This window comes from Streptomyces sp. B8-7, assembly GCF_058833805.1.
Genome location: NZ_JBYRRL010000004.1, coordinates 414,020 through 436,647, shown reverse-complemented (window position 1 = coordinate 436,647; position 22,628 = coordinate 414,020). Strand labels below are relative to the sequence as shown.

The following is a 22,628-nucleotide window of genomic DNA, read 5'->3' as shown; positions in this document are numbered from 1 at the left end:
ACGGTCTGACCAAGCCGGCTCTCCGGGGCCGGCGATGTGGAGGGGAAGGGGACAGGGGGTTTCGTGGGAGTCAGTGGCCGAGGTGGCGCAGCCCGTCCTCAAGGGTGGGGTGCCAATGGTCGGCCGGACCGGAGTGGCGGTTGTACCAGGCCGCGTCCAGCCCCGGCTCCCTCGCCGTATGACCGGCACGGCAGCGCAGCCACACCGAGTCGTCGCGCAGGCAGAGGACAACCCAGTTCCGGTACGCGCCGCATGCGGGACACTCGCGTACCTCGCCGTCGAGGACGAGCGGCTGGTCCCAGCGCATCATGAACCCGGCGACGTCCTGTCGGGACGGCGCCCGAAACTCCGGCGGCAGGAAGTCGGAGTCCGGCCCAGCCTCCCCGGTGTCCTGGACGGCAGCGGCGACAGGGCCGGGCGCATCGGGCCAGGGCATTTCGGTGTGCATCTGCAGCAGCACCTGGCCCGCAAGCTGAGCATCACGGAACTCACGGTCGGCGCGAACACGGCGCCGGAATATTCGGAACATCCGGGTCTCCTTCATTGTCATCCGGCGAGTCCGGGGAACAGCCCTCTCAAGGACATCGGCGCTCGGCGAGGAGCCGCACGCCAGCCACCCGCGGGGCGTGGGTCTTCAGCTGCGGCGGACGACCATGAGCCGGCCCTCGGCGTCCTTGGGCAAGGTGCGGCGGGACACCACGGCCGGCGAGGCCAGCGAGGAGGCGAAGGCGGCGACCAGGTCATGGGGGACGCCGGCGCTGAAACTGGCGCACCACAGATACGGGGCGCCGAGGACGGGTTCCGTCCACGCCTGCCAGCCCATCAAGCCGGGGCGCGGATCGGCGTCCTGGACGAGCGGCGGCTGCAGCTCCAGGGAGACGGTGGCGGAGAACCCGGGGTCCATGGCGGTGGTGTGGGGACTGTCCAGGTCACGGACCCAGCCCTGGGCGCCAAGCGCGTTCAGGACCGTCTCGGGCCCCTCGTAGCCGATGTCGGGCGCCTCGCGCGTGTCGACCGCAACGAGGAGGTCGGCGAGTGCCTCATACGGGATACCGGCGGTGAAGTACGCGTTCCACGATGTCATCACGGAGTCGGCGTCCGGGCGGGCACTCAGTTGCCAGGCCACGGGCAGCCCGCCCAGTTCGAACGGGTAGGCCGCGAGGACCCACTCGGCACCGCACAGCCCGTCCGGGCTCACGTACAACAGGGTGTCGCGGGAGGTGGGCCACATGCGCCAGCCGAGACCGGTCAGGGCGGACCCGATCTGCTCGGCGAGTACGCCGTCGTCACCAGCCAGGTGCCGAGGGGTGACCCAGTACAACGGCTCCTGCGAGTCAGGGCGGAGGGGGTCGTTGGGGTGGTGCGGATACAGGGGCGCCTCCGTGGGTTCGGGGGTGGGTGTTCTGGCGGGGTGTGTACGTTGACATGGCTTGCGGCCGGGCACCAGTCACTTCCGGGGATTTCCTGTCTGCCGATGGCGAACTGGAAAGAAGGCGGACAAATTTGCCCTCGCACGTAGGGGCCAGCCCCCTCGTCCGGCCTGAGTACGGAAGGGGCAGACGGCATGACGACGAGCGAGTAAACCGCGTTCCTTCATGCGTCTCTGGCTGCGCGCCCGTCTTTTTGATTGCTGCTGTCACTGCCCGCTCCGTATCCTGCTGGGCAACGCGTTGACGGAGGCGAGTACCCACAGATCACGCGAGCAGAGAGAGCCGCCGGAAGCTGGGAAGGCGGTCTCGCGTCCTGTGGTGAAGACCCTCCTGAGCGCGGGGAGGAACGACCCCGTTTGGTGGTTCAATGCCCCGCCGGCCGGCCCCCGTCACTGGGCCTGAACGAGGCCGCCACCTGGTGGCGGCGAAAGTGCGGTGGTACCGCGAGTTGCCCTTCTCGCCCGCACTCCCAAGGGATCATGACGACGTCCTTCGGAGGACCGAATGATCCACAGCCGCGTACCCGTCTCCGACCTGCGAGAACGCGTTGGCCGTACCGTTTCCGTCTGCGGATGGGTGAAGACGCTCCGCCTGCAGCGCCAAATGCAGTTCGTCATCGTGCGCGACCACACCGGCATGGTGCAGGTGACCCACAAGCGCGACAACGGGCCGTTGGAGGCCCAACTCGAAGCTCTCACCCCCGAGTCAGCAGTCAAGATCACAGGACGCGTCGTCGACGCAGCCCAGGTCAAGCTCGGTGGCCTCGAAATCGTCCCCGAGGCTGTCGAGGTTCTGAACCCAGCCGTGACACCGCTGCCCGTCGACGAGCACACAGGGCTGGAGCAGAGGATGGACTGGCGCTTCCTGGACGTGCGCCGCCGTCCTGCCACTCAGCTGCTGTTCGCCGTGCAGACCACCCTGGAACAGGGCATGCGCGAGTACGCCTACGCGCAGGGCGCCACCGAGATGCACACCCCCAAGCTCATGGGCACCGCCTCGGAGTCCGGCGCTGAGGTCTTCGAGGTGGGCTACTTCGGCCGCAGCGCCTACCTGGCGCAGTCGCCGCAGTTCTACAAACAGATGGCGATCGCGGCCGGCATCGACAAGGTCTTCGAGATCGGGCCGGTCTTCCGCGCGGAGCCGTCGTTCACCTCCCGGCACGCCACCGAGTTCACCGGCGTCGACGTGGAGTTGGCGTGGATCGACGGCGTCGAGGACGTGATGGCGTTCGAGGAGCAGATGCTCGCCCATGCGATTGCCAAGGTCGCCGACGCGCACGGCGAGGCGATCGCCGAGCACTTCGGGGTCGAGGTCACTGTGCCCACGACGCCCTTCCCCCGCATCGCCATGGCCGACGCACAGGAGATCCTGCGTAAGGGTGGCTGGGACCCGGCAGGGGAGAAGGAAGACCTGGACCCGGAAGGCGAGCGGAGCATCTCGGCCTACATCAAGGAGGCCACCGGGCACGAGTTCGTGTTCATTACGCACTACCCGGTCGGCATCCGGCCCTTCTACCACATGCGGGCTGCCGACGACCCGAGTGTGACCCTGAGCTTCGACCTGCTGTGGAAGGGCCTTGAGGTCACCACCGGCGCGCAGCGCGAACACCGGTACGACGTGCTGCTGAAGCAAGCCGCCGAGAAGGGCATGAGCCCCGAGCCGATGCAGGACTATTTGAACGCGTTCCGGTACGGATGCCCACCCCACGGCGGCCTCGGCATGGGACTCGGGCGAGTGCTGATGGTGATGCTCGGGCTGGACTCCATCCGCCAAGCCAGCTTCCTCTTTCGCGGGCCGAACCGGCTCACCCCATAGCTGGCCGCACGGACAATCTGGGCTTGAGCAGTTTCCAGCGCCTCCTCTCAGCAGGGCCAGTCCGCCCCGCCCCCGGCCTTCGGGCGGTGGGGCTCGGACGAACCGATCAGGACGCCCATCTCGTGCAGCCGCTCCAAACTCAGGCCGTAACGGGGTAGGCAGCCTGATCAGAGTTCAGAAACGGCAGGACGGCGGTGGGGACCCTGCAGTCGGATTATGAAGTGGCTGGTGGCTACCGCCCGTACTTCGGCAAACGGGCGCCTCTCACCGCGCCACTGCTACGGTCGCGTCCATGACGCTCTCGGTCTCCACGGGTCAGGCTGTCGACCTACGTGTACAGCCGGTTGACGAGGTTCTTGATCGCGTCGAGCGGTCTCTCCAAGTGGGGCTGCTCCCGGAGACGATGGTGCGTAAGCGCCGATCCGTGGGGGCCAGAACAGACCGCGACACCTGGGTTCGGATCGAGCGGCGCCTGCTCGACAAGATCTCCGACCAGGGGTGGAACGGGACTGAGAGTGCCGCCCGTCTGAAGGGCATCGCCCAGCCCGAATGGCACGGATGTGTGGTCTGGCGGGCCCCGGACGGGCCGGTGATGTGGCGAGCCGACGAAACCGATCTCCTGCCAGGGGCTCCTGTCGGAAACGCCATCCTGAGTGAAGGCCCGGAGCTGCCGGACGACTGGTGGGGCGCACTGAACGCGTCGCTCGACGCGCTGGCGGCCCAGAGCACGAGGCGGGTCGCCACGCCGGACACCGAGACTGTCACCCAGGCCCTCGTCACCGAGTCTGTCCGCGGTGTTTTCTCCGGCGATTTCGATACGACCATCGAGCAGTGGGTGCCAGCCCACGCGGACTTGAACTGGGCCAACATGACGGCTCCGGCGTTCAGTCTCTTCGACTGGGAGGACTGGGGTAACGCGCCGCTGGGGCTGGACTCGGCCTCGCTGTGGGTGAGTTCGCTTGCTGTCCCGGCTCTGGCCGATCGCGTATGGCACGAGCGCCGGTCGGACTTTGAGAGCCGGGACGGCAAGCTGATGGCGCTGTTCGCCTGCTCGAAGATCCTCGGGCCGTACGCGCACCCGGAAGACCCTCGGCTGGAACCCGCCCGGCGCATCGCCGAGCAGGTCATCAAGGAGCTTCAGGCCGGCTGATCGCGTCAACGGTCTCGCAGGAGACTCCGGTACTCCTGGACCGTTCGTTCCTCAACCTTGCCGACCAGGGCGCCGACGAGTTCGCCCAGATGGGCAGGCTCATCAGTGCCCACAGCCACAGCGCCGACCCTCGGCAGGTGATAGGCGGCCATGAACGCCGCCTGCACACGCGAGAGTTGATGGATGCCACCGAGGAAGACACGGGGGTCAACCTTGGCCCACACCGAGTCGCTGGTGCTGCCGCCGAAGGGGCTCATGCCCCATACCTCGCTGGGGTCCAGGTCCCACGCCTTGATGAAGGCATCCGCGGCGTCCAGCGTTCTGACTCCGACGAGTAGGCCGGCGCGGACCATGAGGGTCGCCGGCCTCGGTACGGTCGGGCCGATCAGTCCTACCAGGGGTGATGGATCCCAGGAGGCGATGCCCCAGGCGGCGCACAGGCCCTTGCTCGTGGCGTCATCGAGGGCAGCGCACGCTTCTGTCAGCATCTCCTGGCCATGCGGGCCGGCCTCGCGGAGCGAGTGTTCCGGGTTGTGCAGGAACACTAGATCCGGCTCCTGCCCCAGGTCCCCAGCCGCCTGTTCCACGGCCGCGTGCAGGCGTACGGGGTTCAAGGAGTGCTCCGCCCCGCCCGGTCCTGGAAAGTAGCCCACCTTCGTGGAGACGGTGAACTTCGGCAGCAGGTCTCCGGCCGTCTGCGCCAGGATCTGATGCGAACGGAAGCCGAGGTAGTTGGTGCTGGTGTCGAGTGCTGTGACGCCGAGGTCGAGCGCCCCGGTCAGGAGCCGGCGTTCGTGACGAGACCGGTGTAGCCCGAGAACAACTCGGGGGTCAGCACCGCGCACAGCTCCTCCTCCACCAGGATCTCAGCGACCTCCGCCACCTCGGCTCCGACGACGGCCGCGGCTTGTTCCAGCGCGACCGGCTTGCCGCTGAGCAGCAGACGTAGGGCGGGCAGGGCCTTGGCTGCGAGGGTGAGCTTCTTCCCCGAGGCCACGACGTCGACGGTCTCTCCGCGCTCGTGAATCTGGGGCGGGAAATGGGTGGTGCACACCACGGCGTCGAGCGGCCCGAGTACGTCGAGGAACGGCACGTGCCGAGGCAGGGTCGTCGCCTGCTCGTACGCGTCGAAGAAGTCGGCCGGCGGACGCTCGCTGACCAGTTGGGCGGCGGCCTCGGTCAGCGCGGTGGTGCTGGTTCCGTGCCAGCGGTCGAGGTCGTGGCGGAAGATCTCGTGTTCGCGGCACCAGTCGGCCAGCCACGCGAGCCAGCTCGCCCCGGTGCGCTTGGTGATGCCGAACGTGACGTGAAGGCTCTTGCCGGAGCCGCTGCCGGTCCGTGTCGCTTGGTGCCAGTGGCCCCGCGGGATGTGCATGACGTCGCCGGTCCGCATCAGGCCGGACCAGATGATCTCGTCGCTCGGAGTGCTGTTGGGGTCGGCGTCCCGGTACATCGGGACCGCGCGGGAGGTCGCGCGCACCTCCCACTCCTTCTCACCCGCCAGCTGGACGATGACGACATCGTGGTCATCCCAGTGCAGAGGGAAGCCGGAGGCGTCGTTCGTCGTCAGGTACGCGTTGACCTGGACCCGCTCATGGGACCACCACTGCAGGGCCCGGCAGGCGACCTCCATGGTCGGATCGAAGACGTTGGCCTGGTCCATGATCACCGTCGCGCCTTCGCCCAGGAGCCTGCCCAGGCTGCGCATGTTGACCATGGAGATGCTCTGGCCGCGGGGGCTGACGCTGTCGGTGTAGTAGATGGCCGGATGGACCTCTTCACCCTTCTGGAAGCACCGGAACTGCGGGCGGTTCAGGCTCCTGCGCATCGCGACGTCGAGCAGGCGGTTCGGGGTCATGATGCGGGAGACGAGTGCGGGGTCGTCCATGCTCCCGCGTACGAAGTCCTTGCCCAGCTCCTCGGCTCCACGCCAGCCGAGCGCTGCCTCGATGGCGCTGATCAACCGGTGTTCCATCGTGTGTCCTCCATGGGTTCGACCACTGATGCGGACACGGTGAGGGCCGGCGCGGCCGACCACGTCGGCCCTCACCGCTTGGTGCCTACTCGCTGTCGTGCAGGTTGCCGTCGCCACCCGGCCACGGCGCGTCGCCGGAACTACCCTGGTTGTCCGACCGGAGGCTGTCGTACCGGTCGTGGACGGCGGTCAGCTCTTGCACCGCCACCAGGAGGCCGCTCCGGGCCGGAGGCGGTGTCGTGGGCTCTGCCACCTCGTACTCCTTCCTCTTCGGTTCTCCCTCAGGGCTCCGACGGGAGGTCTATGGCCGCCCCACGGCCGTGGGAGATGTGGGTTGCGGTGGGGCGGCGGTCATTGGCAGCTCGATGAGTGGCAGTCCGGCGCCAGGGACAGGGCGCAGGTCAGCGGTGGTTCGGCAGGCCGCCGACGTCCTCGCGCATGTTGATCTCTAGAACTCGCTGGTCCAGCTCGTACAGACAGGCACGGCAGGCGTAGAGGGCCGCGTGCATGCCGCTCGACCGGACGGGCCCGATCCACGTCACCTCGACGTCGTCGCGTCCGCACCACAGCCAGCACTCGCCGCTTGCCTGCCACTCGTGGCGATCCCATAGCGCGTAGTCAGTGGGCTCTCTTGTGACGGGGTCGATGTCTCGGCGGGTGGGCCGGAAGACCACGTTGGGATCAGGTAGCGGATTCGCTCGTAAGGTGTGTCGTCCCATCACGCGACCGCCAGGGTGAGTGACTCGGGCTCAGCTACTGCGCCGCGCTTCGGCCGTAGCGCGAATAGCCTGCGCAGAACGGCAGCTCGGATGGCGGGCGCCGCTTTGGGAAGCGCGATCTCCGCCCATACGCGTTTGCCCTGGCCGACGGGTTCCCAGGCACACCGCGAAGCGAGAAGCTCGACCAGCGCCAGGCCGCGCCCGCTCTCGTCGTCGGCCTGTGCACAACTCGTCTGCGGAGCAGCAGGATTGTCGTCGAGTACGTCGATCACCAGGCGGCCGGGCCGGTGGTACAGCGTGACGGTGACGGGCCCTTCCCCATGGACCACGGCGTTGCTGATGAGCTCGGAGGCGACGAGACGGATGGCGTCAGCCGCGTCATCGTTCAACGGCACACCCCACGCATGCACCTTGTCGACGACCGTGCGCCGGGCGAGGGAAACTTCCCTCTCCTCACCCGCGAGGACGAACCGATGGGCAAGCGTGGGCATGGCTGACGCCTCCGAGGAGTTGGGAAGCGGCTCCGTCCCCGACGGGGAAACAGGGGCGGAGCCGCCGATCTGAGAACCGTTCCGGAAGCTGCACCCTGCGCGGGCTCCGTGGACGGCTGATATTCAGTCAACGGCCCCTGACAGCAAGGCGGAACGTTTCTAGGGGGTTCCTCATGGGGACGCCCTCCCCGTATGCGGCCACGCGAAGTAGCCTCCCCACTACTCCTTGAGGGGATGACGGGAGTGATGACATGCCTGGTGAGCCGTTGGCAGTCCACCCGCTGAGCTTCCTCCGCCAGACGCGTGGATGGGGGAAGGCCGAGTTCGCCCGGCTCATGCAGGCGCACGGGCGGTCGCTCGGAATCCCGCTCGCGACCAACCGGACGACCGTGTGGAAGTGGGAGCAGGGGCAGGAGCCGGATGCGGACGCTCAGTGCGTCCTCGCCGACTTGCTGCGCGTCCCGTACGAGCAGGCGCGGAAGGAAGGTTGGCCCCGGTGGCTGCCGGTCTGGGAGGTCACGGGGCTCACCGCCCCGTGGACCGAGGCCGGTACCGTTGAGGCGTTGTCCGAACTCGTGGGGAGTGGCCGCATGGACCGCCGGGGCTTTCTCACCATCACCGGCGCCGCCCTGACGGGTCTCGCGGCGAGCTGGGTGGACGCGCCGTCCGCCTTCGCCTCGGCCCTGGGCGGGGATCAAGTCACGGACACGATGGTCTCGACGATCGAGCAGCGCATCAGCACGCTGCGCACCCTCGACGACCAACTCGGCGGCGCCACGCTCCTGGAGCAGGCGCGCGGCGATCTCGCCCTCGTCACTGGTCTCCTGAGTACCGGCAGGTACACGGAGGGCATCCGAATCCGTCTCTACGCCCTGGCAGCCCGGGTGTCGCACCTGACCGGCTGGATGGCCTACGACGCGGGGCTGCGCTCCGTCGGCCAGCGCTACTACGTCGGGGCCCTGCGCAGCGCCCGTACCGCTGGCGACGACGCGTTCGGTGCCTTCATCCTCGCGGAGATGGGCGTTCACGTCTCCGAGGCCGGACGGACCGCCGAGCGCGTCGACCTCATCTCGACCGCCATCGACAACGCCCCTCGCACGCTGTCGCCGTACACCCAGTCCTTCCTCTACCTGCACAAGGCCGAGGCGCTTTCCCGCGACGGCGACCACGCGAAGGCCGGAGCAGCGCTCAACCGCGCCGTGTCCCACTGGGAGCACCACGCGACAGAGGAAAACCCGGACTGGCTCAACTGGTTCGGCGAGGCACAGCTGAAGTCCACAGAAGGCAAGGTCCTGCTGCGGTCCGGACAGGTGGAGCGCGCGACCGGCTCCCTGGAGACCTCCGTGAAGAGCGCGGCTCCTCGGGACAAGGCCGTACGCTCCAGCCGCCTGGCCGAGGCCCGGCTCGCCGGCGGTGACCTGGACGGGGCGCTCGACGCCGCGAACTACGGCACGGAACTCCTGGAGAGCAGTGTCAGTTCCGTACGGGCGCTGGACCGCTTGAAGGAGTTCTCCGCACACCTCGAACCGCGCAAGTCCGTCCCCGCTGTCCGTGAGTTCCGTGAGCGCCTTCAGGCCGTGCCCGTCGCGGCGTGACCGCCGCCGTCCCGGACTCCGAAGGTGATCCCGCCCCCGCGGAGCGGGCGGTCGCAATGCCAGGATGGACGGTATGACGACGATCGACGGTGAGGTCGCGGCTGGGTTCGAACTGGTACGTGAGGCATTCGCGGCGAACTTCTCCGAGTACGGGGACATCGGCGCAGCAGTGTGCGTGTACCAGCATGGCCGACCGGTGGTGGACCTGTGGGGAGGCGTCGCCGACCCCGAAACCGGTCGGCCGTGGACACCGGACACCCTGCAACTCGTCTACTCGGCGACCAAGGGGGCGACCGCGACCGCGGCACACATGCTGGCCGAGCGCGGGGCGCTGGACCTGGACGCGCCGGTGGCGAAGTACTGGCCGGAGTTCGCCGCGAACGGCAAGGCGGACATCCCGGTGTGCTGGCTGCTGTCCCACCAGGCCGGTTTGATCACGCTGGACCAACCGGTGCCGCTGAACGAGGCGTTGGCCTGGCACCCGATGGCGGCCGCACTGGCCGCTCAGCGTCCCCAGTGGACTCCAGGCACGGCTCACGGATACCACGGTCGGACCTGGGGCTGGCTCGTCGGCGAGGTGATCCGCCGGGTATCCGGCCGGACACCGGGCCGCTTCTTCGCCGACGAGATTGCCGCCCCCCTCGGACTGGACTTCTTCATCGGACTGCCGGCGGATCAACGCGACCGGGTCAGCCGCATGGTGTATCAGCGACCGGCCGTCGACCTCACCACTGTGCCCGCCGAGTCGGTTCCCGAGGAACTCCGCGAGCAGGTTGCCGCGTGGCGGGACCCAAACTCGTTCAGCAACAGGGCGTACGCGGTCACCGACCCCGCCGCAATCGACTTCGACTCGCCCGGGGTGCAGGCTGCGGAACTCCCGGCCTCCAACGGCATCGGCACCGCACACGGGCTGGCGCGCATGTACGCCGCGCTGATCGGCAAGGTGGATGGCGTGCGCCTGCTGACCTCGGAGACCCTTGCTTCGGCGACCAAGGAGCAGGCTAGCGGGAAGGACCAGGTGATGCTGATCACGAGCCGGTTCAGCTCCGGGTACATGCTGCCTACCGAGACCAACCCCATGATCGGGCCGAACTCCTTCGGTCACACAGGCAGAGGCGGCTCACTCGGTTTCGCCGACCCCGAGCACGGCATCGCCTTCGGCTATGCGATGAACAACATCATTGGAGGACCCACCGACCTGCGTGCGACGTCACTGGTCGATGCAGTGCGAAAGTCGCTGGTGTAACAGCTGGCGCTGCTGTGGCCCTTGTCCAGTATCACAGTCACCCCGAGATCCGGAACGGCACGCCAGCAACCTCGGTGTACGTCGTTACGGTGCGAGGCGGCTACGCCGCCAACCGCCGGATCCCGGTCGAGGTGACGGTCGACGGAGTGGAGGCGATGCCGACGACCTCGACCTGAACACCCCACGCTTCGAGCGTCCTAGCCGTCTGTACCAGGGTGACCTGCGAGAACGGGAACAGGGTGTCGGCCGTGAGGTCGGTGCCGTCCTTCAGCAGGATCGCGAAGACGACCTTCGAGGGCCGGAAGCCTTCCGGCAGGCCGCGCCCCTTGCGGGCCTCGGCCACCTTCTCGGCGAACCGCTCCCTCCCCTCCGGGGAGTTCCGCAGCGTCTGTACGGCGACGAGCGCCTGGCTGAAGAGATGGCTCAGCGTGTCGGAGCCCTTGGCGCGCTTCACCATGACCAGGGCGTTGTCGGGGCTCAGCAGGTCGCAGATCTCCACGCCGTTCCCGCGGTGCAGCGCGGTCTGGACGTTGTCGCGGTCGAAGCAGACGTACCCGGGCCGCTGGTCCGGCACGGACTCGTTGTAGGTGCGCTCCTTCTCTCCGAGGACCCACGGGGGCAGGTCGACGGACGGGGAGTCGGTGATCAGCCGTTCGGCGTGTGAGCGGATCGTCTTCAGATACTCCTGGTCGATCTCGTACCAGTGCTCGTCCATCAGGAAGAACCGGTGGGAGTCGAGGGATGCTTCCGCCTCGATCCACCGGAGCGCGCTAGACGTCCAGATCTCGTCGACTCGGTCGGCGCGGCTGTGCCGGTAGAGGGTGACGATTCCTTCCCGGAGTGCAGCCACGCGTCTGCCGGCACGCTGGATGCGGGCCCGGCAGAGGACGTAGTCGAGGTCGAAGTCGTCGGTCGACCGACCGGCCGCGTCGCTGTTGATCCTGGCCCTGAACGCCAAGGCCGCCGTGTAGTCGTCCCAGTGATCGGCGGGGACGGCGGCGCTGATGCTCCCGTCGGGCTCCCGCCCCAGGAGGTCGTCGAGGACGGCCTCCAGGCGGGTAAGAAGACCGGGATCATCGACGGGCACGACGTGCTCGACGAACTCCAGCTCCGGGCTCGGCTTCTCCTCGCGCAGCACACGGGCGATCGCACGGATGTCGGCAATCAGGTCGGCGCCCTCCACACCGAGCCGCAAGCGCAGACCGGCACCGCCCTCGGCGCTGGAGATCTTCGCCGGGTTGTCCCGGGAGATGGTGAGTGGGATGTCGTCCAGGTGGCCGCCGAGGCGGCGCACGATCTGGGCGTGCTCGACGATGCCCAGGCTCCACACCGAGGCCCCGCTCGGGATCAGGGTGATGTCGGTGCGCCCTCCGCCCGGGGTGTGCGACACCAGGTCCCGGATCTTCCCGGGGTCCACCCGGCGGGACGCGAAGCTCAGCCCGAAGCGGTGGTCTTTCAGCTTGTCGGGCACCAGGCGGAAGCCCTGGTCGTAGCCGATGGCGTACACCTCGCCGTCGACGGCGAGCATCAGCAGTCCGGCCGAGCGGTTGACCGGCCGCGACACCTCGATGCCCGTCGTACGGAAGATCTCGTCGCACCAGCTCGCGACGGGCTGCTCGAAGCTGCCGGTGACCAGGACCGTCGGCACACCGAGGTTCTCGGGGAAGTCGAAATCCGCGTGGACCCTCTCCAACTGGTTGAGGTCCAGGGCGTCGAACATCGCGTCAACGGTCGGAGCGACACTCCTGAGCCTGTAGAGGGTCCGCTTGGAAGTACTGGATGTGCTGGCTGCCATGGCGCCACTCCCTGGGTGGGCGGTGATGAAGACGTATGGGTATGGAGAGCCCTGCCGGTCCGGGGCGGCGCCTTGCGCAGTGCAACGCGATTGCTGCGATGGCTCAAGGCAGGGTCGAGCTCTTCGGGAATGCGAGGGCGGAGCGCTGGATCAGTGACTGCGAGTGACCTTCGGCGCTGCGGAGTGATCACGGCGCGGCGGGGCGGAGGTCAGGTGCCAGCCATGGCAGCGCGAGCAGTGGTACGACCGCACCGGCTCCTTGGCGCGGGCCTCGCCACGCGACCGGATGACGGCGAGAACCAGATCCGCCGCGATCCGGTCGGCGAACCAGACCTTGCCGCAGGAAATCTGCCGCTGAGGGCGAGGCGGATGGGCTCGGTGCATGACGCGGGCTATGCGCTGGTGGTGCACGAGGGCCTCCTGTGTCTTCGAGTGGTCCCTGCGGGTCCGCACTCTCAGGATGTGTACACAGGTGCCAGTTGTCAACAGTGTTCACACATGCTTGCCGTCGCGAAGGTGTGCCGCTATGGTTGCCCCATGAGCCCGGACGAGCGCGATGAGATGACAGCGGCCGCGATCGCACGCCTGGCCGGCGTCAGCCGTGCCGCCGTGTCGAACTGGCGGCGCCGTTATCCGGAATTTCCGAAGCCTGTCGGCGGTAGCCCGGGCAGCCCGAAATTCTCTCGGGCCGCGATCGAGGCATGGCTGAAGTCGACAGGTAAGGCAGACCAGTTGACTACGGCGGGCCAAACCGAGACCGGCACCCAACGCATCGACGGTGCCGCGCAGTCGCCGGAAGGTGAGGGCGACGAACTGGCGGGACATGTTCAGCAAGTGCCCCAGGAGCGAGCCATCGCCGACCTAACCTCGGGACAGTTGCTGGCCAGGGTGATGGTGTCGCTCCTACCGCGTTCGACGGCCAGCGAAGAACCCGTGGACGTCAACAACGCCGACGCGCACATCGTGCTCGATCCCGCGTGCTCCGACGCGACAGCGCTAACAGCCGTTGCCGACCGCTTCGGAGACCACGTCAAGCTTGTCGGTCAGGAGATTGAGGAATCGGCGGCCTCAGCTGCGGCATTGAGCTTGCGTCACAGCGCTCGGGGTGTGCCATACGAGATCCAAACCGGAGACTCCCTGCTGGACAACCGCCTCGGTGCCTATCTGGGCGTAGCCAGAGCCGTTATCTGCGAGCCCCCTTTCGACATCCCGCAGTGGCCGTCGGAGGAGCTCGCTACGGATCCACGCTGGAAGTTCGGTACCCCAGCACCACGCGACGGCGAACTGGCCTGGTTGCAGCACTGCTACGCGCACCTGCGCCCGCTCGGTGTGGCCGTCGTTGCTGTCTCGCCACGTACCTGCATCCAGCCGTCCGGACGTGACATCCGGGCAGGACTGGTGCGCTCCGGCGTCCTGCGGGACGTGATCGCACTGCCCAAGGCAATGGGGTCGTTGCCCAGCACCGACGTATACCTCTGGGTTCTGCAACGCCCCTACGACTCAGCGGCCCCTGCGGTTGTGCGCATGATCGACCTATCTAGGTTGGGCGATGCAGCCGATGTTCCCTACGAACACGCAGCCTGGGAGGAGCTCTTCACCGATGCTGACCCGAGCGTCTCCCGTGCCGTTCCCCGGCTGGAGCTACTCGACGGTGACGTCGATCTGCGGCCTTCCCGCTACGTTGCCGCGCGGGTTGAAGCTGGGGCCGACGACCTCGTTCGTATGACCGATCGGTTGCGGACTCTCTACTCCGAGGTAGGCCGACGTGGCATGCCATCCTTTGCCGCCACCGCGTCGCCACCCGTCCACGCCCATGTCACCATTGGCGAACTGGAACGTGTGGGAGCACTGACGATTCACTCTCGTGACACCTCTCCCCGAACCGGAGACCTGCTCGTGAGGACCCTTGGTCGGCCACCAGTTGTCGCGACTGGTACGGAGCAAGACGGACTCGGTATCGCACAGGTTGTGGAATTGGATGCGGACCGCCTGGACGCACACTTCGTCGCTACCTTCCTGCAGACCGACGCCAACTCAGTGCCGTTGACCAACACACTCGGCGTACTCAGCCGCGACGACCTGCGTCGGTGCCGCATCCCCCGTATACCTCTGGCTGAACAGCGACGCTACGGCGACGCGTTCCGCCGCTTGCAGGAGCTACAGGAGGCGCTGTCGGCGCTGTCAAGGGTCAGCGCGAACGTGATCGACCAAACCATTCATGGTCTGACTGTCGGCGTTCTGGCCCCGGACCGGTCCTCGCTGAAGAACACTGATGCCCTCCACACAACCGAAGGTGAGACGAGCAAGCTGTGACATCCGGACCCACGCACTCCAAGATGGCAAGCGACATCTGGTCGGTCGCCGATCTCCTGCGCGGCGACTACAAGCGCCATGAGTACGGACAGGTGATCCTGCCGTTCACACTTCTGCGCCGCCTCGACGCCGTGATGGCACCAACGCGGGAAGTCGTCCGCAAGCGAGACGCCTCGCTCGACGTCCAGAACAAGGAGCGCTTGCTGGAGATCGCAGCCAAGCTGCCGTTCTACAACACCTCCGACCAGGACTTCACAACAATCGCCGCAGACGCACCGAGCACCGCTAAGAACCTGCGCGACTACATCAACGGCTTCTCGCCGAACGTGCGCAGGATCCTGGCCCGCTTCGATCTGGACAACGAGATCACCAGACTGGCAAGCGCGAAGATCCTTTATAAGGTCGTCGGCAGGTTCGCCGAGATGCGCGACCTCGACAAGCTGTCCAACCACGACATGGGCTACGTCTTCGAGCATCTGATCCGCAGGTTCGCCGAAGACTCCAACGAGACCGCCGGTGAGCACTTCACCCCGCGCGAAGTCATCAAGCTGATGGTGAACCTGTTGATCGCCCCGGACGCCGACACAGTCGCCGGCGAGGGCCAGGTCATCAACATCCTGGACCCGGCCTGCGGAACCGGCGGCATGCTGACCGCGGCCGAGGACCACATCAAGTCGATCAACCCCAAGGCCGAGGTGTACCTGTTCGGCCAGGAGGTCAACGCCGAGTCATGGGCGGTCTGCCAGTCAGACATGCTCATGCGCAACCAGCGCGGTCGCATCCACTACGGCAACTCTTTCAGCGACGACGGCCACCCGGACCAGAAGTTCGACTACATGTTGGCCAACCCGCCCTTCGGCGTGGAGTGGAAGAAGGTCAAGGATGAGGTAGAGGCTGAGGCGGAACTCGGTCACGCTGGCCGTTTCGGCGTCGGCACACCTCGCATCAACGACGGCTCTTTCCTGTTCCTCCAGCACATGATCTCGAAGATGGAGCCGATCGAGGGCAAGGGCGCCCGGCTGGCGATTGTCTTCAATGGTTCTCCGCTGTTCACGGGTGGTGCCGAGTCCGGCGAGTCACGCATTCGCCAGTGGATCCTGGAGAACGACTGGCTTGAGGGCATTGTCGCCCTGCCGGACCAACTGTTCTACAACACCGGTATCTCGACGTACTTCTGGATCCTGTCCAACCGGAAACCCAAGGAGCTTGCCGGCAAGGTGATTCTGCTCGATGCCCGCGACCAGTGGGAGAAGATGCGCAGGTCCCTCGGAGACAAGCGCAAGCAGATCACCGACGCGCAAATCAACCACATCACCGAGCTGTACGTGGATGCGGTCAAGGTGGCCGCTGACGCCCAGCACCCGGATCACGGCAAGGTGAAGATCTTCGGCACTCGCGACTTCGGCTACCGCCGCATCACCGTCGAGCGCCCACTCAAGCTGCGCTTCGAGATCACCGAGGACACCCTGGACACGCTGGAGAACTCGAAGGCGCTCGCCAAGTGGGAGGGACGCGATGCACTGGTGGAAGCCCTGCGCCCGTCCGTTGGCTCGGTGTGGTGGACGAAGCAGGACGCGACGGATGCCCTGTATGCGGCCGTTGCGGAGACCGGCGCGGCCTGGCCGAGCAAGGCACCTCTATTGAAGGGCCTTTGGAGTGCGGTCTCGGTGTCCGACCCCGAAGGCGAAGTACAAAAGGCGAAGGATGGGTCCGTGCTGCCAGATCCGGACCTGCGTGACTACGAGAACGTCCCGCTCGATGAGGACATCGACGCCTACTTGGCCCGCGAGGTCACCCCGCACGTCCCGGATGCGTGGATCGACTACGACAAGACGAAGGTCGGCTACGAGATTCCGTTCACGCGTCACTTCTACGTATACGCGCCGCCGCGGCCGTTGGCGGGCATTGATGCCGAACTGCGTGACCTTGAGGTCCAGATTCAGAAGCTGCTTGGTGAGGTGACAGGGTGAGTACAGGGCTTGATATGACGTTGCCGGAATCGTGGTCCTGGTCACCGCTCAAGTTCGCAACGACGTTCCTTAATCGAGGCACGGCACCTGACTATGTCGATGACGGTCCGGTTCGAGCCGTTAGCCAGGCCGCCAATCAGGCAACCGGTATCGACTGGGAACGAACACGCTTCCACAACCATGAGGGAAACCCCCAGAAACTGAGGGGGTATCTCGTTCCAGACGACGTGCTGATCAATTCAACAGGAACCGGCACGTTGGGACGTGTGGGCTATTTTTTCGATGAGCCGAACAACCTTGCATGCGTCGCTGATGGGCACGTGACTGTTGCGCGCGCCGATCGGAATATCATCGATCCCCGGTACCTGTATTACTGGCTTAGTTCAACAGCCTTCCAAGGCTACATGTACTCGGCCTTGATTGTCGGCGCTACCAACCAGATTGAGTTGAATCGCGAACGTCTTGCAGGGGCGCCAATCGCGGTTCCACCTCTAGACGAACAGCGCCGCATCGCTCATTTTCTCGACGTCGAGACGGCCCGGATCGATCGATTGTCGTGCGATCAACTTCGGATGATCGAAGTTATCGGAGAGCGGCGAGTCGCCGTGACCTCGCACCTTGTTTATGGCCGAGATCGCGAAGGAGATAAGCGCGATTCTTCCATCGGCCCGATCGGTCTGATCCCGTCGGCCTGGCGCCTGGCGCGCAACAAGACATTCATGCGCGAGGTTATGGACCTGTCGGATACGGGAGGGGAGGAGCTTCTCTCCGTCTCCCATCTGACCGGTGTTACACCTCGGTCCGAGAAGGACGTCAACATGTTCTTGGCGGAAAGCATGGTTGGATACAAGCGCTGTCAGCCCGGGGACCTCGTCATCAACACACTTTGGGCATGGATGGGCGCTCTTGGCGTATCCCGATATCCGGGAATCCTCAGCCCCGCTTATGGCATCTACCGAATTACCTCGGACGTAATGGATGCCCAGTACCTTGATTTCTTGGTCCGAACCCCGGAGTACGTGACCGAGATGACGAGGTTCTCCAAGGGGGTCTGGACTTCCAGGTTGCGCCTATACCCAGAGTCCTTTTTGGCGTTGAGCGCTCCCGTACCGCCTCGAGACGAACAGGCCCAGATCGTCAAACAGATCGTCAGCGAAACAGCTGGCCAAGAAAGACTCAAGTCGAAGTTGGAGTCGTTCGCCGCAACCCTGACTGAACGTCGCCAAGCCCTGATCACCGCCGCCGTAACCGGCCAATTCGACATCACGACCGCGAGCGGACGGTCTCTGCATGGGAGTGCCGTATGACGCCTGGGGCCCATACCGAGTCCATCTTCGAGTCCCGTGTCGAGGCCGAGCTACTCACGCGCGGCTGGTCGTCGGCGCAGGGTACATTCAACGCCGAGCTTGGCATCGACACCGGCGAGTTGTACCGATTCATCGGCGCCACACAGCAGAAGAGCTGGGACCGACTCATCGAGCTGTACGGTGGTGACCAGTCCACTACGCAGCGGCAGTTCGCACAGCGCCTCGCCACCGAGATTGACGCGCGCGGCGTTCTCGACGTGTTGCGCCAAGGCGTACGCGACCGAGGGGTACAGATTGACCTGGCCTACTTCCGGCCCGGCCACACCCTGGCTGCCGACGCACTCGCCGAGTACAACGCGAACGTGCTGACAGTCGCGCGGCAGTTGCACTACAGCGCGCGAGACCCCCTTCTATCGCTCGACATGGCTTTCTTCGTCAACGGCCTTCCCGTAGCCACCGTTGAGCTGAAGAACCCGAACACTCGCCAGAACACCGACCACGCCATCGCTCAGTACCGCCGCCGCGACCCGAATGAGGTGTTCTTCGCCAAGCGGGCTCTCGTCCACTTCGCAGTGGATCCGGATCGCGCCTTCATCGCCACCCGTCTGCGCGGCCGTGATACGGAGTTTCTGCCGTTCAACATCGGCTCCAATGGTCCAGGGGTGTCCGGGGGCGCCGGAAACCCCCCAGCCGCCCCAGGCTCCTACAGCGTCGCCTATCTCTGGGAACAGATCTGGCAGCGCGACAACTGGCTGGAGATCCTGCATCGTTTCGTCCACGTCAAGGCGCCAGACAAGAAAGGTGCGAAGGCGAACCCGCACACCTCTTCCCGTATTTTTCCGCGCTACCACCAGTGGGACGCGGTGCAGAAGATGGTGGCGCACGCACAGGCGAACGGCGCAGGGCACAACTATCTGGTCCAGCACTCAGCCGGCTCGGGTAAGTCGAACACCATCGCCTGGCTGTCGCACCGCCTCTCCAACCTCTTCGACGCCAGCAACCAGCCGGTCTTCCACAAGACGATCGTGATCACGGACCGCATTGTTCTCGACAGGCAGCTACAGAAGACAATCTTCCAGTTCGATCACACGCCCGGCGTCGTCAAGAAGATCGACGAGGACTCGACCCAGCTGGCCAAGGCGCTCGATGACTCCACGTCGAAGATTGTCATCAGTACGCTACAGATGTACCCGTTCGTGCTGAAGAAGATCGCCGAAATGGGACTGGCTGGCAAGCGCTACGCGGTCATCATCGACGAGGCTCACTCGTCGCAGGGCGGAGAGTCGGCGATCCTGCTCAAGCAGGCGCTCGGAGCCAATGCACAACCGCGGGAGGCAGACGAGGACGACGCGGAGTACATGACGCGCGTTCGTGGCAAGCAGCCGAACCTGTCGTACTTCGCCTTCACCGCCACCCCCAAGTCGCCGACACTGAAGCTGTTCGGCACCTTCGACTCGGAGCGGGTGAACCCGCGCACCGGTGAGCAGGGCATGCACGTGCCCTTTCACATCTACTCCATGCGGCAAGCTATCGACGAGGGCTACATCCTCGACGTGCTGGCCAACTACATCACGTACGACACCAAATGGCGGCTGCGTAACGCGGCCGTTGAACAGGTGGAATCGCGCATCTCCAACCCTGACGTCGACGAAGCAAAGGCAAAGGCGAAGCTGGTCCGCTTCGCCGAGCAGCACCCGAAATCGCTGGAGCAGAAAGCGAAGCTGATCGTCGACGACTTCCGCGAGAACATCGCCGGACGGCTTGGGGGCCGCGCCAAGGCGATGGTCGTCACCGGCAGCCGGCAGCATGCACTCGACCTGTACCAGGCGATCCGCAACTACGTCGCCCTGTGCGGCTTCACCGACTGCGGGACGCTTGTCGCCTTCTCGGGTCAGCTCAAGGACGAGGTGGCAGGTCTGGAGTTCACCGAAGCGCAGCTCAACGGCTTCCCGGAGAGCCAGCTGCCGGACCGGTTCGGCTACACCAAGGCGGATGACCCACAGGTAGTCGCACGTGACCAGGATGAGTACCAACTGCTAGTCGTCGCGGAGAAGTACCAGACCGGCTTCGACCAACCGTTGCTGTGCGGGATGTACGTAGACAAGCCGCTGACCGGGGTTGCCGCCGTGCAGACGCTCTCCCGGCTCAACCGGATCCATGCGATGAAGTCGCAGGACGACGTACACATCCTGGACTTCGTCAATGAGGCTGCCGACATCCAGGCTGCATTCGAGGACTGGTTCGAGACGACGATCACAGAACCGAGCGATCCGAACCTGCTCTACACTAAGCAGCGGGAAGTGATGGAATACGCGCTGCTGGTCGCCTCCGAAATGGAGGCATTCATCAGGGTCCTGGCCCAGGCCGGGCCCGGTCGGATGCCGGAGGCCGCTGAGCGCAAGCTGCATGCCGAACTGCACGAGTACCTCAAGCCAGCGATTGACCGCTTCGTCGCCCTCGACTCCGAGGACGAAAGGGAAGGGTTCCGGTCCGCTCTGCAGAACTACGTCCGTGCCTACAGCCTCATCGCCCAGATCGTCGACTGGGGCGATAAGGACCTGGAGCGGCTCTACCAGTACGGGAGGGTCCTGCTCATCCGGCTGCCTGGGAGGCCATCGACGTCGGTCGACATAGGCGATGCGGACCTGAGTCACTTCCGGCTGGAGTTCACAGGGCGGCACAACGTCTCGCTGACGGCCGTAGGCGACCGAGACGTGCGCGGGCATGCCGCTGATGGCGGCGGCTTCCGGGAGCCGGAGACGAAGCCCTTGTCGGAAATCATTGAAGAGCTGAACGACCGGTTCGGGCTGGACCTCGGCACTTCCGACCAGATCCTCGTCTACCAACAGGTCGTCGGCCTGGTCGAGGACACGGGCATGCAACAGATCGCCCTCATGAACGACGAAGCCCGTTTCGGGCAGGTGGCCGATGACCGACTCGACGACATCGTCGCCGAGAACGCCGAACGCAATACCGATTTCGTGAAGCTGTACTTCGACAACAACGAGTTTCGCAAGGCGATCAAGGAAGCAGCTCGGAAGCGCGCCTACCGCATCATCACGGAACCCGTTCGCGACGAGGCCCTAGCACGACTGCGCGCCGAGATGAACCGGGAGACCGGCGGACAGGCGCGCGACCAATGATCACCCCAGCAAGTAGACCCCCAGGCGAATTAACGGGGCAAATCCCACTCCTTGGGAGGGGCGGAGCGTGACGGAAGAGACGGCGCGACCGGCCGCAAGACGGCTGTTTGCCGGGCGATACCGAGTGGACGGGTCGCTTGGCCGTGGCGGTATGAGCGAGGTCTTTCACGGCTACGACGAACGTCTGGACCGGCGGGTGGCGATCAAGCTCTTGCGTCCCCCCTCTCCAGGCTCCGTTCCCGCCGCGCCGGACAGTCCGGAGGCAGTCGAAATCCTCGATGCGCTGGAGCGAGATCGCAAACGGTTCCTGCGCGAGATTCGTACCACCGCCCAGTTGGAGCATCCCGGTACCCCAGCTGTTTATGACACAGGCGTCGAAGCAGCGTCGGACGGCACCACGCAACTGTGGCTTGTCATGCAGCTGCTACGTGGCTCCACATTGGAGGCAACACTCGATCACACGGACTACGGGGAGTCGCCTCCGAGCCTGAATTGGGCCGCTGCGATCGCGGCACAGATCGCAGCTGTGCTGGCCGACGTCCATCGGGTCGACATCGTCCACCGTGACATCAAGCCGGCCAACGTGATGCTCGTCGACGGCGGCTTGGTGAAGGTACTCGACTTCGGTATCGCCATCCTCCGCGGAGCAGGAGCGCTGCCGCGGCTGACGCAGGTTGACAGGACCGTTGGGACACCGGCGTACATGTCACCGGAGCAGTGTCTCGGCCAAGCGGTGACGTCCGCATCCGACATTTATTCGCTCGGTTGCCTCTTGTGTGAGCTACTCACAGGCGATGTGCCTTTCCACGCCTCGAGCGATGTTCCGCTCCGTGCTCACCACCTACAGTCGATTCCGCCGTCGGTGAGGGCACGCCGCTCCGAGATCTCGGAATCCGTGGACGCTCTGGTGGCGTCGATGCTGGCCAAAGACCCGAGCATACGACCGTCCGCCGAGGTGGTTTACGAAGCGCTTGTTCCCCTTACCTCGACGGCGAGCGGGCTCGCCGGAAGCGATGAGAGCCGCGACCCGACCCGACCGTTTCGTCGACCGTTGCTGGCGCCGGCGAAGCGCCGCGTCCAAGAGTCTTCCCGCACCAGACTCACCGAAGCCGAGTTCGAACGGCTCAGGGACAACGTTCGTGTGCTGCTGGACGATGACCGGCCGTCCGAGGCGATCAACCTCCTCGAGGACGGCCTTGAACGCGCCGGGCACGATCAGTTTCTGGCGCTGCAACTGCGTCACTTCTTGGCTGCCGCGCTGTTCTACGCTGGGGAATACACGCGGGCCGCCTCCCTCTTCGACACAGTTGGACGCGACTACCGCAGACATCTGCCACCAAATGACGCATATGTCCTCGACTGCGCCTACCACGCAGGACATGCCTACGCTGAGATCGGCAAGCCCGATAAAGCCCTTCCCCAGCTGAGGTTCTACGTTCTGAACGCCCTGAGCTCAGTGCCACAAAAAGAGCCAGAGGAAGTGCTCGAAACCCGCTTCGTCATCGCCCAGATGCTGGCAGCCGCTGCTCGTACTGACGAGGCATTGACCGAACTCGAGGCCATCCGCCCCCTCCTGGCTGATGCCTTCGGTCCCGAGTCGACCCAGGTCCGCAACCTCAATAGGCAGATCGAAAGGATGAGGAGCAATTGTCAAGAGTTGTGGTTCGGGTGACGCGTGA

General features: G+C 65.6%; 18 protein-coding genes and 1 pseudogene. 9 read left to right on the top strand and 10 right to left on the bottom strand.

The window, feature by feature from the left end; translation table 11 throughout:
• Nucleotides 1-70 precede the first annotated feature (70 nt).
• The gene (locus AC5K6T_RS21815; RefSeq protein WP_493211448.1) at nucleotides 71-529 is read right to left on the bottom strand and encodes a hypothetical protein; all 459 of its coding nucleotides are present in this window, start codon (nucleotides 527-529) and stop codon (nucleotides 71-73) included.
• 105 nt (nucleotides 530-634) lie between these two features.
• A complete protein-coding gene (locus tag AC5K6T_RS21810) occupies nucleotides 635-1,321 on the bottom strand; it encodes an SPDY domain-containing protein (protein ID WP_493211446.1) in 687 nt (228 codons plus the stop codon).
• Between the two features lie 613 nt (nucleotides 1,322-1,934).
• On the opposite strand from AC5K6T_RS21810, the gene aspS reads away from it, so the two are divergent.
• The gene (gene aspS / locus AC5K6T_RS21805; RefSeq protein ID WP_493211445.1) at nucleotides 1,935-3,245 is read left to right on the top strand and encodes an aspartate--tRNA(Asn) ligase; all 1,311 of its coding nucleotides are present in this window, start codon (nucleotides 1,935-1,937) and stop codon (nucleotides 3,243-3,245) included.
• A 47-nt stretch (nucleotides 3,246-3,292) separates the two neighbouring features.
• Here the strand turns inward: aspS and AC5K6T_RS21800 are convergent.
• Nucleotides 3,293-3,447: pseudogene (locus AC5K6T_RS21800) on the bottom strand (flavoprotein); the annotation flags it as partial.
• A gap of 90 nt (nucleotides 3,448-3,537) precedes the next feature.
• Between AC5K6T_RS21800 and AC5K6T_RS21795 the strand changes: the two are divergent.
• Nucleotides 3,538-4,395, top strand: coding sequence for a hypothetical protein (locus AC5K6T_RS21795; protein ID WP_493211443.1), 858 nt, complete (start codon nucleotides 3,538-3,540; stop codon nucleotides 4,393-4,395).
• 5 nt (nucleotides 4,396-4,400) lie between these two features.
• Here AC5K6T_RS21795 and AC5K6T_RS21790 read toward each other — a convergent pair whose 3' ends face one another.
• The 5 genes from AC5K6T_RS21790 to AC5K6T_RS21770 all read right to left on the bottom strand — a co-directional run bounded on the left by AC5K6T_RS21790 (nucleotide 4,401) and on the right by AC5K6T_RS21770 (nucleotide 7,580).
• Complete coding sequence (locus AC5K6T_RS21790) at nucleotides 4,401-5,240, bottom strand: aldo/keto reductase (protein WP_493211441.1); 840 nt, start codon at nucleotides 5,238-5,240, stop codon at nucleotides 4,401-4,403.
• On the bottom strand, nucleotides 5,174-6,370 hold the full coding sequence (locus AC5K6T_RS21785; protein WP_493211439.1) for a JmjC domain-containing protein: 1,197 nt from the start codon (nucleotides 6,368-6,370) through the stop codon (nucleotides 5,174-5,176). Before AC5K6T_RS21785 ends, AC5K6T_RS21790 begins: the two co-directional genes overlap by 67 nt.
• Before the next feature lie 85 nt (nucleotides 6,371-6,455).
• A complete protein-coding gene (locus tag AC5K6T_RS21780) occupies nucleotides 6,456-6,623 on the bottom strand; it encodes a hypothetical protein (protein WP_167307964.1) in 168 nt (55 codons plus the stop codon).
• 148 nt (nucleotides 6,624-6,771) lie between these two features.
• On the bottom strand, nucleotides 6,772-7,044 hold the full coding sequence (locus AC5K6T_RS21775) for a hypothetical protein (protein ID WP_493211438.1): 273 nt from the start codon (nucleotides 7,042-7,044) through the stop codon (nucleotides 6,772-6,774).
• A gap of 44 nt (nucleotides 7,045-7,088) precedes the next feature.
• Nucleotides 7,089-7,580 carry an ATP-binding protein gene (locus AC5K6T_RS21770; RefSeq protein WP_493211436.1) on the bottom strand — a complete coding sequence of 164 codons (492 nt, stop codon included), beginning with the start codon at nucleotides 7,578-7,580 and terminating at the stop codon, nucleotides 7,089-7,091.
• 251 nt (nucleotides 7,581-7,831) lie between these two features.
• On the opposite strand from AC5K6T_RS21770, the gene AC5K6T_RS21765 reads away from it, so the two are divergent.
• On the top strand, nucleotides 7,832-9,175 hold the full coding sequence (locus AC5K6T_RS21765) for an NsdA family TPR-like regulatory protein (protein ID WP_493211435.1): 1,344 nt from the start codon (nucleotides 7,832-7,834) through the stop codon (nucleotides 9,173-9,175).
• Between the two features lie 73 nt (nucleotides 9,176-9,248).
• Nucleotides 9,249-10,421, top strand: a complete 1,173-nt coding sequence (locus tag AC5K6T_RS21760) for a serine hydrolase domain-containing protein (protein WP_493211433.1) — start codon at nucleotides 9,249-9,251, stop codon at nucleotides 10,419-10,421.
• 100 nt (nucleotides 10,422-10,521) lie between these two features.
• On the opposite strand, the gene AC5K6T_RS21755 is transcribed toward AC5K6T_RS21760, so the two are convergent.
• A complete protein-coding gene (locus AC5K6T_RS21755) occupies nucleotides 10,522-12,216 on the bottom strand; it encodes a TIGR04141 family sporadically distributed protein (protein ID WP_493211431.1) in 1,695 nt (564 codons plus the stop codon).
• 150 nt (nucleotides 12,217-12,366) lie between these two features.
• Nucleotides 12,367-12,669: a hypothetical protein gene (locus AC5K6T_RS21750; RefSeq protein WP_334645373.1), complete on the bottom strand. Its 303-nt coding sequence runs from the start codon at nucleotides 12,667-12,669 to the stop codon at nucleotides 12,367-12,369.
• 84 nt (nucleotides 12,670-12,753) lie between these two features.
• On the opposite strand from AC5K6T_RS21750, the gene AC5K6T_RS21745 reads away from it, so the two are divergent.
• The 5 genes from AC5K6T_RS21745 (at nucleotide 12,754) to AC5K6T_RS21725 (ending at nucleotide 22,621) form a co-directional block, all read left to right on the top strand.
• Complete coding sequence (locus tag AC5K6T_RS21745) at nucleotides 12,754-14,529, top strand: N-6 DNA methylase (RefSeq protein WP_493211429.1); 1,776 nt, start codon at nucleotides 12,754-12,756, stop codon at nucleotides 14,527-14,529.
• Nucleotides 14,530-14,552: 23 nt separating this feature from the next.
• Complete coding sequence (locus AC5K6T_RS21740) at nucleotides 14,553-16,499, top strand: type I restriction-modification system subunit M (protein ID WP_493211427.1); 1,947 nt, start codon at nucleotides 14,553-14,555, stop codon at nucleotides 16,497-16,499.
• Nucleotides 16,496-17,806 carry a restriction endonuclease subunit S gene (locus AC5K6T_RS21735; protein ID WP_493211425.1) on the top strand — a complete coding sequence of 437 codons (1,311 nt, stop codon included), beginning with the start codon at nucleotides 16,496-16,498 and terminating at the stop codon, nucleotides 17,804-17,806. Before AC5K6T_RS21740 ends, AC5K6T_RS21735 begins: the two co-directional genes overlap by 4 nt.
• Nucleotides 17,803-20,949, top strand: coding sequence for a type I restriction endonuclease subunit R (locus tag AC5K6T_RS21730; RefSeq protein WP_493211423.1), 3,147 nt, complete (start codon nucleotides 17,803-17,805; stop codon nucleotides 20,947-20,949). Before AC5K6T_RS21735 ends, AC5K6T_RS21730 begins: the two co-directional genes overlap by 4 nt.
• Nucleotides 20,950-21,100: 151 nt before the next feature.
• Nucleotides 21,101-22,621 carry a protein kinase domain-containing protein gene (locus AC5K6T_RS21725; RefSeq protein WP_493212167.1) on the top strand — a complete coding sequence of 507 codons (1,521 nt, stop codon included), beginning with the start codon at nucleotides 21,101-21,103 and terminating at the stop codon, nucleotides 22,619-22,621.
• Nucleotides 22,622-22,628 lie beyond the last annotated feature (7 nt).

What these genes read in the sequence shown, in the direction of transcription:
- AC5K6T_RS21815 (WP_493211448.1), bottom strand. Translation starts at nt 529, where the DNA reads ATGTTCCGAATATTCCGGCGCCGTGTTCGCGCCGACCGTGAGTTCCGT.
- aspS (WP_493211445.1), top strand. Translation starts at nt 1,935, where the DNA reads ATGATCCACAGCCGCGTACCCGTCTCCGACCTGCGAGAACGCGTTGGC.
- AC5K6T_RS21795 (WP_493211443.1), top strand. Translation starts at nt 3,538, where the DNA reads ATGACGCTCTCGGTCTCCACGGGTCAGGCTGTCGACCTACGTGTACAG.
- AC5K6T_RS21785 (WP_493211439.1), bottom strand. Translation starts at nt 6,370, where the DNA reads ATGGAACACCGGTTGATCAGCGCCATCGAGGCAGCGCTCGGCTGGCGT.
- AC5K6T_RS21770 (WP_493211436.1), bottom strand. Translation starts at nt 7,580, where the DNA reads ATGCCCACGCTTGCCCATCGGTTCGTCCTCGCGGGTGAGGAGAGGGAA.
- AC5K6T_RS21765 (WP_493211435.1), top strand. Translation starts at nt 7,832, where the DNA reads ATGCCTGGTGAGCCGTTGGCAGTCCACCCGCTGAGCTTCCTCCGCCAG.
- AC5K6T_RS21760 (WP_493211433.1), top strand. Translation starts at nt 9,249, where the DNA reads ATGACGACGATCGACGGTGAGGTCGCGGCTGGGTTCGAACTGGTACGT.
- AC5K6T_RS21755 (WP_493211431.1), bottom strand. Translation starts at nt 12,216, where the DNA reads ATGGCAGCCAGCACATCCAGTACTTCCAAGCGGACCCTCTACAGGCTC.
- AC5K6T_RS21745 (WP_493211429.1), top strand. Translation starts at nt 12,754, where the DNA reads ATGAGCCCGGACGAGCGCGATGAGATGACAGCGGCCGCGATCGCACGC.
- AC5K6T_RS21740 (WP_493211427.1), top strand. Translation starts at nt 14,553, where the DNA reads ATGGCAAGCGACATCTGGTCGGTCGCCGATCTCCTGCGCGGCGACTAC.
- AC5K6T_RS21730 (WP_493211423.1), top strand. Translation starts at nt 17,803, where the DNA reads ATGACGCCTGGGGCCCATACCGAGTCCATCTTCGAGTCCCGTGTCGAG.
- AC5K6T_RS21725 (WP_493212167.1), top strand. Translation starts at nt 21,101, where the DNA reads ATGAGCGAGGTCTTTCACGGCTACGACGAACGTCTGGACCGGCGGGTG.